Annotated in this window: 11 protein-coding genes; 7 read left to right on the top strand and 4 right to left on the bottom strand. The window is 66.1% G+C overall.

Translation table 11 applies throughout. The annotated features are described in order from the left end of the window. Positions 1-286 precede the first annotated feature (286 nt). From Q0176_RS03610 to Q0176_RS03580, 7 genes are all read left to right on the top strand, one after another. Positions 287-1,339, top strand: coding sequence for an iron ABC transporter permease (locus tag Q0176_RS03610; RefSeq protein ID WP_299299320.1), 1,053 nt, complete (start codon positions 287-289; stop codon positions 1,337-1,339). Next, positions 1,336-2,130, top strand: a complete 795-nt coding sequence (locus Q0176_RS03605; protein WP_299299319.1) for an ABC transporter ATP-binding protein — start codon at positions 1,336-1,338, stop codon at positions 2,128-2,130. The genes Q0176_RS03610 and Q0176_RS03605 overlap by 4 nt, the downstream gene beginning before the upstream one ends. Before the next feature lie 86 nt (positions 2,131-2,216). Next, positions 2,217-3,239 (top strand): ABC transporter substrate-binding protein, encoded by a 1,023-nt coding sequence (locus Q0176_RS03600; RefSeq protein WP_299299318.1) that lies wholly within the window; start codon positions 2,217-2,219, stop codon positions 3,237-3,239. Positions 3,240-3,325: 86 nt separating this feature from the next. Next, entirely contained in the window at positions 3,326-4,354 is a 1,029-nt protein-coding gene (locus Q0176_RS03595) for an iron ABC transporter permease (protein WP_299299316.1), read from the top strand. Next, positions 4,354-5,196, top strand: coding sequence for an ABC transporter ATP-binding protein (locus Q0176_RS03590; RefSeq protein WP_299299314.1), 843 nt, complete (start codon positions 4,354-4,356; stop codon positions 5,194-5,196). Before Q0176_RS03595 ends, Q0176_RS03590 begins: the two co-directional genes overlap by 1 nt. A gap of 4 nt (positions 5,197-5,200) precedes the next feature. Further along, complete coding sequence (locus Q0176_RS03585; RefSeq protein WP_299299312.1) at positions 5,201-6,289, top strand: ABC transporter substrate-binding protein; 1,089 nt, start codon at positions 5,201-5,203, stop codon at positions 6,287-6,289. Between the two features lie 91 nt (positions 6,290-6,380). Next, on the top strand, positions 6,381-7,214 hold the full coding sequence (locus Q0176_RS03580) for a DUF364 domain-containing protein (protein WP_299299310.1): 834 nt from the start codon (positions 6,381-6,383) through the stop codon (positions 7,212-7,214). A gap of 8 nt (positions 7,215-7,222) precedes the next feature. On the opposite strand, the gene Q0176_RS03575 is transcribed toward Q0176_RS03580, so the two are convergent. From Q0176_RS03575 to Q0176_RS03560, 4 genes are all read right to left on the bottom strand, one after another. Beyond that, a complete protein-coding gene (locus Q0176_RS03575) occupies positions 7,223-7,837 on the bottom strand; it encodes a biotin transporter BioY (RefSeq protein ID WP_299299308.1) in 615 nt (204 codons plus the stop codon). Positions 7,838-7,916: 79 nt separating this feature from the next. Then, positions 7,917-8,924 carry a biotin--[acetyl-CoA-carboxylase] ligase gene (locus Q0176_RS03570; protein ID WP_299299306.1) on the bottom strand — a complete coding sequence of 336 codons (1,008 nt, stop codon included), beginning with the start codon at positions 8,922-8,924 and terminating at the stop codon, positions 7,917-7,919. 189 nt (positions 8,925-9,113) lie between these two features. Then, positions 9,114-9,926: an ankyrin repeat domain-containing protein gene (locus tag Q0176_RS03565; protein ID WP_299299304.1), complete on the bottom strand. Its 813-nt coding sequence runs from the start codon at positions 9,924-9,926 to the stop codon at positions 9,114-9,116. A gap of 17 nt (positions 9,927-9,943) precedes the next feature. Continuing rightward, the coding region (locus Q0176_RS03560) for a ketopantoate reductase family protein (RefSeq protein ID WP_299299302.1) at positions 9,944-10,735 on the bottom strand (792 nt) is incomplete at its 5' end.

The raw sequence follows: 10,735 nt of genomic DNA, 5'->3' as shown, positions 1-10,735 counted from the left end.
ATGATTGAGAGGATATTCTTATCGACGAGAAAAATCAATGCGTAAAGTTACGTAGCGAGCGCCGCGGCGGCGCAGGCAAATCCGTGCCAAGGTCCAGCTGGAAGTTCCCTTGTCTTGACACTCCAGTTTTTTTGACCTATGCTCTCACAAGGACATCGAATTGTTTTGAAAGATAATTTGATCGTTCCTTCCCCGATCCTTCCGGGCAGAGGGGGCGAGTCTGGGGTTTCCATGCGCGCGTTCGGAGCGACGGATCGCCATGGGCTGGCCGTTCGGAGGTTGTGAGATGGGGTCGAGGGATCGGCTTTCGAAGGAGTACGGTCGCGTTCGCTTTTCCGTCCCTCCCGTCTGGGGGGCGGCGTTCCTTCTTGTCCTGCTCTTCTGCATATCCTTTTCCCTGGGGCGTTATCCCGTATCGTTGGGGGATCTGTTCCGGGTCCTTCTCTCCCTGCCCCTGGGCGGGGACGGCGGCGTCCCTCCCATGGTGCGGTCGGTCGTGCTGAGGGTGCGGATCCCGCGCGTCTGTGCCGCCGTGTTGATAGGGGGGGCGTTGTCCGTCTCGGGGGCGGTTTATCAGGGGCTGTTCCGGAACCCCATGGTCTCGCCCGACATCCTGGGGGCCTCCGCTGGGGCGTGCTTCGGAGCGGCGCTGGCCATCCTTTTTCCCCTCCCGTTCGTCCTAGTTCAGCTTTCGGCGTTTTGTTTCGGCCTGGCTGCCGTAGCCCTTTCCTATGCTATTTGTCTGCTCGTGAGCCGCGGCAAGGAGTCTCTGTTGGTCCTGGTGCCGGCCGGCATCGTCATCGCCACGCTTTTCTCCTCGCTCGTCAGCCTCGGCAAGTACGTCGCCGACCCCTTCGGGAAGCTGCCCGAGATTACGTACTGGCTGATGGGCGGCCTGTCCTCGGTGACCGGGAAGGACGCGCGGCTGCTGCTGCCTCCCTGCGTATTGGGGCTCCTGCCCCTCGTGTTGCTTCGCTGGCAGCTCAACGCCATGGCCTTCGGGGACGAGGAGGCCCAGGCCATGGGGCTCGACACCGTGCGTCTGAGGGCCGTCTTCATCTCCGCCGCAACGCTGCTGACGGCGTCCTCCGTCGCGGTCGGCGGGATGATCGGGTGGATAGGACTGGTCATCCCCCACCTGGCCCGAATGCTCACGGGCCCCAACTGCCGGGATTTGATCCCCACCTCCTTTCTGGTCGGAAGCTGTTTTCTCCTCTTCGTCGACAACCTGGCGCGCCTTTTCTTCACGAGCGAGATACCCCTGGGGATCCTGACGTCCTTGATCGGGGCGCCCTTCTTCGTCTACCTCCTCTTCCGGTGCAGGAAGGGATGGGTATGAGGCTCGAGGCCGTGGAGGTCCGCGCCGGTTATGGACGGCGCGACGTCCTGGGCGGCGTGTCGTTTGCCCTGGAGACGGGCGAGGCGCTTTGTCTGCTTGGGCCGAACGGGGTCGGGAAATCGACGCTGTTCAAGTCCCTTTTGGGGTTCCTGCCCCTGCACGGCGGCTCGTTCCTGATCGACGGGAAAAGGGTTCCGTATCGGGACCGCAAGGGGATGGCGAAGCTCATCGGTTACGTCCCTCAGAGCCACGAGCCCCCCTTTCCCTTTCGTGTCCTCGACGTCGTTGTGATGGGGAGCCTGGCCCGATCCGGAATCTTTTCGGGCCCCTCGCGGGAGGAGTTCGGGCGGGCGGCCCGAATCCTCGACCGGCTGGGGGCCTCCCACCTGAGGAACTGCGTTTACACGGAGATCAGCGGCGGAGAGAGGCAGATGGTGCTCATCGCCCGTACCCTTATGCAGGAGCCGCATTTTTTGGTCATGGACGAACCGACCGCGAACCTGGACTTCGGGAACCAGATGCGCGTGCTCCAGCAGGTGAGGCTGCTGGCCCGGAGCGGAATGGGGATCATGATGACCTCCCATGCGCCCGATCACGCGTTCTTCTGTTGTTCCCGTGCCGCGATCCTGAGTCCGGGGCTTCCTTTCCGGGTCGGAGCGGTCGAGGAGGTGCTGACGGAGCCCGCTCTGCGGGAGGCCTACGGCATAGATGTGCGGATACTCCGGCGGCGGGAGGGCGGATGGACCATCAAGACCTGTGTCCCGGTTCCATGGGAGTCGCCGGAGGGATGAGGCCGTGGGGCGTCGGAGGACGCCGATTTCGGGAGGTCGGCCGCCGCGGTGGTTTGGGCCGGCCCGATAGGGAAGGGGGACCTTTGATGATGAGGCGGTACTTATTGAAACTGGCGGCTTTTCTGCTGGGGATTGCGGTTCTGGCGGGACTCGGCGGAGCGGCCGGGGCGGGGGAGACGGTGGTCGATGCCGCAGGGCGCGACGTCGCCGTTCCCGGAAAGGTGGACCGTCTGGCGATCACCTGTTATGGTGGAACCACCCATGAGGTCGCCGTCCTGGGGTGTGCGGAGAAGATCGTGGCCCAGCCCGGCATGACGCGCTTCCCGCAGCTGCTCAGGATGTTTCCCCGGTTCGCGGAGGTCGTGGACCCCGGCTCCTTCGACAAGGTCAACGTCGAGGAGCTGATGAAGGCGGCGCCGGATCTCGTCCTCGTGGGGGTCAGCTCCAAGAAGGGAAACAGGCTGATCGAGGAGGCCGGAATGCCCACCTATACGATGCTCATCGGCTGGGCGGCGGTGGACAAGCTGAAGCAGGAGTTTCTGAACCTGGGCACGATCCTGGGCCGGGAGGCGGAGGCCAGGAGGCTTGTGGACTACTGGAACGAAAAACTGGGATGGGTGGAGACCCTGGTGGGGCGCGTCCCGGAGGAAGAGCGCAAGGTGGTCTACTACACCGGAAAGACCATCACGAAGGCGAGCGCCAGCGATTGGGGATGGCACTGGATTCGCGGCTCCGGCGGCATCTGCGCCCTGGAGGAGACCCCGAAGGGCGAGATCGGCGTCGAGCAGGTCATGCGGATCGACCCGGACATCATCGTGACCCAGCAGGGAAACGGGACGGCCGATATCCTGGAGGACCCCAGGATACAGGACCTCAAGGCCGTCAAAAACAAGGCCGTCCACGAGTGTCCCATCGGAGCCTTCTGGTGGGACCGCCCCTCTCCGGAGTCTCCGCTGGGCTTCATGTGGCTGGCCAAGCTGCTCTATCCGGATTATACCCGGGAGATCGACCTGGAAAAGGAGACCCGGGAGTTTTTCAGGGAGTTCTATCGCTATGAGCTGACGGACGAGGAGTACCGCTCGTTCTTCGGCAGGGAGCCCGCCCTTTGAGTCTCCGTTTGGGGTACGGGGCGCGCGCACTGCCGTGGCCCGTGCGCTGTTGAGTCGTGCAAGCGTTGGAAGGTGAGGGAACGGACATGCTGGAAGCCTCCGGCGGAGGGCGTTATTTTACGGTCAAGCTGAGCCTGCTCTATCTGCTCATCCTCGCGGCCGGAATCCTCGCATTCCGGGTCGGGCGTTTTGCGATCTCCCCCGGGACCCTGGCGGAGATCGTCCTCTCGCGTCTCGGGATGGCGGCCCCGAACGGGGACCCAACGCTCGAGACCGTCGTCCTGAACGTGCGCCTGCCCCGCATCCTGCTGGCGATCCTGACGGGGGGCGCCCTCTCCGCGGCCGGGGCGTCGTACCAGACGCTCTTCAAGAACCCCATGGTCTCGCCGGACCTGCTGGGGGTCTCCGCCGGGGCTGGGTTCGGGGCCGCCCTCGCGATGCTGAACAACCTCGCCTGGTGGCAGGTCCAGGTCTCGGCCTTCGCGTTCGGGAGCCTGGCGGTCCTGATGGCGAGCGCCATCGGCTACGCCTTCGCACGACAGGAGATCACGGTGATGGTCCTGGGCGGCATCGTCGTCTCCAGCCTCTTCCAGGCGCTCCTCTCCATACTCAAGACGATGGCGGACACGGACAATGTCCTGCCCTCCATCACCTTCTGGCTGATGGGGAGCCTGGGGCGGGGCTCCAACCACGACGTCCTGGTCCTGCTGCCGTTCCTGGCGGTCTCCCTGCTCCTCCTGTTCCTCTTTCGCTACTCCATCAACGCCCTGGCCGCGGGCAACGAGGAGGCGGCTGCCCTGGGGGTGAACGTGGGGCTGATCAAGGCGGTCGTCATCCTCGCCTCCACCCTGATGACGGTCGTCTCGGTCAGCATCTGCGGCATCGTCGGATGGGTCGGCATGGTCGTGCCGCACATCGCCCGCCTGCTGGTGGGGGCCGACTACTCGCGGCTTCTCGCGACCTCGTTCGGCGTCGGCGCCCTCTTCCTGCTCGGGATGGACACGATCGTCCGGGGCGTTCCGGGGGTGGAGCTGCCGCTGGGCGTGCTGACGGCCCTGGTGGGGACCCCCATCTTCGTGGTCCTGCTCTCCCGGGTCCGCAAGGGGTGGCTCTAGTGCTGGAGGCGCAGGGGGTCGGCTTTCGTTATCATCGCGGCCGGATCGTGCTGAGGGACATATCCTTCACCCTGCCCGCGGGGCGCGTGATGTGCCTGCTGGGCCCGAACGGCACCGGGAAGACCACGCTGCTCCGCTGTCTGCTGGGCCTGCTGCGGCCGGACGAGGGGCGGTTCCTCTGGGACGGGCGGGATCTGTCCGCCCTGACGCGCCGCGCCTGCGCCCGCCTGATGGCCTACGTGCCGCAGTCCTCGGCCCTGACCTTTCCGTATGAGGTCCAGGAGGTCGTGCTGATGGGGCGGGTCGCGCACCTGGGACTCGGGAACGCCCCAGGCCGCGAGGACCGGCGGAAGGCGGCCCTCGCCATGGAGCGCCTGGAGATAGGACACCTGAGGGGCCACGTGTTTCAGCATCTGAGCGGGGGCGAGAGGCAGATGGTGCTGATGGCGAGGGCTCTGGCCCAGGAGGCGCGGCTCCTGGTGCTGGACGAGCCCACCGCGAACCTCGACTTCGGCAATCAGGTGCGGGCGCTTGGGACGATACGGGGCCTCGCCCGGCAGGGCTACGCCGTGCTGATGACCTCCCACTCGCCGGACCACGCCTTTCTCACCGCGCACGAGGTGCTTCTGCTGAAGGACGGCGCCGTGTTCGCGCAGGGGGCGCCGGACGCGGTCATCGACGACGCGGTTCTGTCCGGACTCTACGACACCCCGACCGTCGTCGCCCGCGCGCCCGTCGCCGGAGGCGGGTACGTGAAGGTCTGCGTTCCCGTCCTGGACGACGGGGGAATCCCGGCGGGGGAAACGATGCGGAAAATGGGAGCAAAAATGAAGGAGGCGTAGTATCATGAGGATCGGAAGGAACATGAGGAAGTTTGTACTGCGGTTGGGGGTTTTGTCCTTCTGCCTGGCGCTTGCCGTATCGGTCGGCGCTGGCCCCGTGTTTTCGCCCTGGAAGGCGCTGGCCGCGGAGGCGGCGTCGGCCGACGTCAGGACGGTCGTCGACATGGCGGGGCGGTCCGTCGTGCTTCCGGCGGAGATTCACCGCATCGGGACCCTGGGGGCTGTCGGGGTCCTGAACGCGTTCGTGGAGCTGATGGGCGAGGGCAGCAAGATCTACAACCAGATGTCCGCCAACTTCACCAAGACCGACCGGTGGAAGATGCAGTACCAGTTTGCCCCCCAGATCGCGAATGGTCCCCTGTTCGAGGACGCCAACAGGGAGCTGCTGCTGGAGAACATCCTCCAGGCCCGGACCGACGTGTGCTTCGCGATGACGAAGGAGACCGCCCAGGTGCTGGAGCGGAACGGGGTCGCCTGCGTCTATCTGGAGTGGAAGAACGTCGACGACGTGAAGAAGGCCGTGACCCTGATGGGCGAGGTGCTGAACAAGAAGGAGACGGCGGACACCTACATCGCCTATTTCGACGAAAAGCTCGCCCAGGCCGCCTCCCTGACGTCCGGCATCCCGGAGAAGGACCGGCTGAAGGTGCTCTACGGCGACCCCGTGGGGTTCACGCAGCCCCATATCATCGCGGAATGGTGGATACGGGAGGCGGGCGGCATCAGCGTCACCGACGACGGGCGGTCGTCCGGCGAGAGGCGGACCTACACCCTGGAGGACCTGTTGCTCTGGAACCCCGACGTGATCGTCGCCAACACCGCCAGGCAGATCGAGGAGATGCGGGGGAACCCCAACTACCGCGGGGTCGCCGCCGTGAAGAACGGCAGGTGTTATGTCATGCCTAGCGTGGCCGTCGGTTGGGGCAGTCGGACGGTGGAGCAGCCTCTAAGCATCCTGTGGATGATGAACAAGCTCTATCCTGAGCTCATGCCCGAGGCGACCCTGAGGGAGGAGATCCGCAAATTCTACTCCACCTTCTTCCTGTACGACATGAGCGACGCGCAGATATCGGAGATCATCGACGGAAAGTGATTCGGGCAAAAGTCGGCCGGGGGCCTGAGCGGTCCCCTGCCTTGCCCGTGAATCCTGGGATTGAAAACTTTCGCGGCGGGAGGTCGATAGCGTGACGGACGTGCTGTTGAAGGATACTGTAGCGGCGGTGCGGGGCCGCCTGGGCGGCGAGTTGGACGGGATGACCGTCGAACGCGCCGTGCTGGGAATTTTCTTCACGGGGGTCAAACTCAGTGACGGACATGGCGGGCTCTCCTTCACGCCGATCAAGGAGATTCCTCAGGCGGTCTGCTGTCCCAGCTCCGCCCGGGAGATGCCCCTGTCCGGCAAACTGAGGGGGCGTCCTGTCGGCGCTTTCCTGGACGACCTCTCCTGCGGGAACGTCCTGCGCGAGGCGCTGGGGGTCGCGGTCCTGAACGCCCTGAGCGCTGCCTGCTGGGATCGGATGCCCTCGAAACCCTACGAGCTGTCCCTGGGGAGGGATGCGTTTGACGACGTCGAGCTGCCGAGGGGCGGCTGCGCGGTCGTGGTCGGGGCGCTGGTCCCGATGCTGAAGCGCCTTTTGGCGGAGTCGGTCGATTTCCGGGTGCTGGAGCAGGACCCGAGGACCCTCAAGGAGCGCGAGATGCCCCATTACGTTCCGGCCGACCGGGCGTCCGAGGTGGTGCCGCAGGCGGATCTTTTGGTCGTGACGGGGACGACCGTCCTCAACGGCACCCTGTCCGGCCTGCTGGAGATGGCGCGGCCGGACGCCCAGGTCGTCGTGGCGGGACCGACGGCGAGCATGCTCCCCGAGGCCTTTTTCGAGCGAGGGGTCGACGTCCTGGGCGGGGTTCTGGTGACCCGCCCGGACGAGCTGCTGGACATCGTCGCCGAGGGCGGTTCCGGCTACCATTTCTTCGGGCGCTATGCGGAGCGCATGGTGATCCGCAGGCCTGGGCCTTGAGCGAGCCCTTATCCCTCTATGTCCTCCTTGTCGGACACTTCACGACCCGCTGAGGCCGAGGGGAGCAATCCGCCCGGAAGCATGGCCCTGAGCCGGTCGGTCACGACCGCGCCCAGAAAGCACTTGATGAGGTCCCCCGGGAGAGGAAGCAGGAAGCAGTAATAGAACAGGGCTTTGACGCCGAAGGGGGTCTTGAGATAATAGTTGGCGATGGGGTAGTAGTAGGCCATCCCCAGAGCATAGAGCACCGCCAGGTTCGTCAGGCCGGCGAGCATCCAGGTCCTCATTCCCGGCCTCAGGCGCTCGGCGACGAAGCCTGCGGCCCAGGCCCCGGCGATGAAGCCGACGAGGTAGCCAAACGTGGGGTGCAGCACGTAGGCGACGCCCCCGCTGCCGCCGGCGAAGATCGGCAGCCCGGCGAGCCCCGCAAGGACATAGCCCGCCGCGGCGAACGCACCGAGCTTCCGCCCCAGGAGCAGGGCGGCGAGGTTGGTGAAGAAGAACTGCAGCGTCAGCGTCAGCATGGGCAGCGGAATCCGAATGTACGCCCCCACGGCGGTCAGCGCGGAGAAGAGCGCGCAGAGGACCAGCTCCCGCGTGCTCAGAAATTTTCCTTTTCTCATCTAAAATCTCTCCCCAAATCAACATGGGGGCCTTGCCCCCATACCCCCAGCCAGGGAACAAGTTCCCCGGCGCCCCTTTTTAATGCATTCGAACCGGGCGCACCTGATGCACCTCTCCGGACCTCAGGGGTACGACCGTCCCGTCCTCCTCCCGAAGGAGCAGGCAGCCCTGCGCGTCGATATCCAGGGCCAGCCCGCGGCACTCCGCCCCGTCCCGCATGAAGCGGACCTCCCGCCCCAGGAGCAGGGAACGGTCCCGGTACTCCCGGATCAGTTCGGGGTCGCCGAGGCGCTCCTGACAGTCCATCAGACGTTCCGCAATCCCCGCCGCCAGACGGTTCCGGCTCACGCTTCCCGGAAGGAGGGAGCCCGCGATACGGGCCAGGTCCGGGGAGAAGTCCCGGGTCGAGACGTTGAGGCCGATGCCGACGACGACGCTCTCTATCGTCCCGCTCTCCACGTCGCTGACTGCCTCGGTCAGGATGCCGCAGATCTTGCGCTCCTCGCCGTCGGCTCCTTCCAGGCCGTTGCCCCCATCCAAATAGATGTCGTTCACCCACTTGATGCGGGGGCGGCGGAACGTCAGGGACTCGATGGTCCGGCAGACGGCGACCGCCGCGGCGATGGTCACGGCCTGGAAGCGCTCCAGCTCGATAAGCGGGCGCAGGATCAGGCTCATGTAAAGCCCCGTCCCCGGGGGCGAGAAGAACGAACGTCCGCGCCGGCCGCGCCCCGCCGTCTGCCGGTCCGCGGCGACCAGCGTGCCGTGCGCCCCGCCCGAGAGCGCCAACCCCTTCGCGTAGGTGTTGGTGGAGTCCACGGACGCGAGACACACGACGCCGCGGACGGGGGACCCCTCCGAGAGGCAGGCCCGTATTCCCTCCTCGGACAGGACGTCGCTGTCCGGCTCCATCCGGTAGCCCCTGCGCGTGGACGCTCCGATCTTGTGCCCCTCTTCCCTCAGGGCCCTCACCGCCTTCCAGACCGAGGCCCGCGAGACGGAGAGGCGTTCCGCGACCGATTCCCCGGACAGGGCCTCGCCCCTGTGGTCCTCCAGCATCCTCAGAACCTCGTCCTTCAACGACATCTCCGCACCCCCATATCCGAACATGCGCACCCGCCGAATCGAGCAAAGACTATAGCACGGCGACAGATAAATGTAAACTTAAAGTCTATGTATGGTTTACAATATTGCGGAGAAAAAACGGGGGCCGGAGTTCATCCCCGTGCCCCGTTGAAGAAAGTTAAATTGGAAGAAAGTCAGGGCGGAATACGGTCAGGGCAGCAGGGCGGCGTTCTCCTCCCGTCCCGCGCGCAGGGCGTAATCGCGCGCCCGGAGCCCCGAACGGTTCGAAAGGGCAGCCAGCGCGCCGCGGTCCAGCAGCAGGCGGATGAGGTCGGGAGGGCCCAGGGCGGCTGCGGCCATGAGCGGCGTGACCCCCTCCTCCTCCCACAGGCTGAAGGTTCCGTTGATGTCCGCCCCGGCGTCGAGGAGCAGCCGTACCTTTTCCGCGGAAGGGTGAGGGGACGTGACCGCCGTCTCCAGGGGGCTGCGTCCCGCTCCGTCCTTCAGCCGTACGTCCGCTCCCTTCGACAGCAGAAGCTCCAGTTGCCGCACGGAGGCGGGTTCCCGCGCCGCGGCGTTCAGGGGGCGCTCCCCCTCGGGAAGCCCGCCGGAGAACCCGGCCGGGCCGGGACCGTTGGGGTCGGCGCCGAGCTCGAGGAGGAGCTCGGTCACCTCGGTGAAGGAGCGTCCCTTGTAAAGGGAGAGGAGGAGGGGGGTATCGCCCCCGGGGGCTGGTGCGTCGATCTTTGCCCCGGAGTCCGCGAGCAGGCGGATCACCTCCAGGTGCATGGAGAGCGGGGCGTCCACCCCGGCGCTCACGGTGCGGCAGAGCGGAGGGCAGCCGTGCTCGTCGGGGGCGTTGGGGTCGGCTCCCCCGGCGAGGGCGCTGCGGACCGCCTCGACGTCGCCCATTGCGCAGGAGAACGTCAGGGGATCGGCCCCGGCGGACGGCGCCGTCAGGAGCGACACGGCAAGAAAAAAGGCGGCGATGGGAGGGAACGCCCCACGTCTCTCACATCTCATCTTTGCGGGCCCCCGTTCTACCCGACCTTGCAGATGGCCTTCAGCCCCTTGTAGAACCTGTCGTAGGCCGGGGTCGGAACTCTCTGGATCCGCCCTTCGCGGCAGACGTGCCCGACCAGGAACTCGAGCTCCGTGGTCTTGCCCTGCTCCTGGTCGAGCTGCATGGAGGTCTTGGTGTCGGGGGCGAAGGAGCGGGCCTTTTCCAGGGTCAGGTCCGCAATGTTCTGCGGCAGGGCGACGCCGAGGGACCGGGCCAGGTCCTCGGCCTCCCGGATCAGGTCCATCACGGCGGTCCGTCCCTCGGGGTCCTCGATCACCGCCCCGATCGTCCTGCGGCGAAGCGTCGTGACGGCCGCCAGGGGGGACAGGAACAGGAATTTGGCCCACATCTCGATGTCGATGCGTTCCGTCAGGGTGATCTGAATGCCGGTTTTTCTGAGGATGTGCGCCAGGTCGGCGTAGCGTATGCGGTTCTCCGCCTCGCAGAGCTTTCCGTTGCCGAACAGGAGGCGCTGCACCGTTCCGACCTGCCGGATCGTCCCTGGGGACTCGACGTGGGAGGAGATGTAGAGACAGCCGCCGAGGAGGTCGCAGGGCGGCAGGATGCGTTCGAGGGTCTCACCGGCCGACACGCCGTTGAGCAGAGGGATGACGCGGGTGGAGGGCGAGACGAGGGGAAAGGCGGCCCGGGCCGCCTCCTCGAGCTGATAGCCTTTGGTGGCGAAGAACAGCACGTCGGCGATCCCGGCCTCCGCGGGGTCGCACGTCGCGAGCGCGGGCCGGACGGTGACCGTGCCGTCGGGCCCTGC

It is taken from the genome of uncultured Fretibacterium sp. (genome assembly GCF_938040765.1).
GTDB lineage: Bacteria > Synergistota > Synergistia > Synergistales > Aminobacteriaceae > CAJPSE01.
Note: the sequence above shows the minus strand (reverse complement) of the source record. Positions and strands in the feature narration are given on the sequence as shown.

Coding starts and splice junctions, on each gene's coding strand:
- Q0176_RS03585 (WP_299299312.1), top strand. CDS start 5,201: ATGAGGATCGGAAGGAACATGAGGAAGTTTGTACTGCGGTTGGGGGTT.
- Q0176_RS03565 (WP_299299304.1), bottom strand. CDS start 9,926: ATGAGATGTGAGAGACGTGGGGCGTTCCCTCCCATCGCCGCCTTTTTT.
- Q0176_RS03575 (WP_299299308.1), bottom strand. CDS start 7,837: ATGAGAAAAGGAAAATTTCTGAGCACGCGGGAGCTGGTCCTCTGCGCG.
- Q0176_RS03605 (WP_299299319.1), top strand. CDS start 1,336: ATGAGGCTCGAGGCCGTGGAGGTCCGCGCCGGTTATGGACGGCGCGAC.
- Q0176_RS03610 (WP_299299320.1), top strand. CDS start 287: ATGGGGTCGAGGGATCGGCTTTCGAAGGAGTACGGTCGCGTTCGCTTT.
- Q0176_RS03595 (WP_299299316.1), top strand. CDS start 3,326: ATGCTGGAAGCCTCCGGCGGAGGGCGTTATTTTACGGTCAAGCTGAGC.
- Q0176_RS03570 (WP_299299306.1), bottom strand. CDS start 8,924: ATGTCGTTGAAGGACGAGGTTCTGAGGATGCTGGAGGACCACAGGGGC.
- Q0176_RS03600 (WP_299299318.1), top strand. CDS start 2,217: ATGATGAGGCGGTACTTATTGAAACTGGCGGCTTTTCTGCTGGGGATT.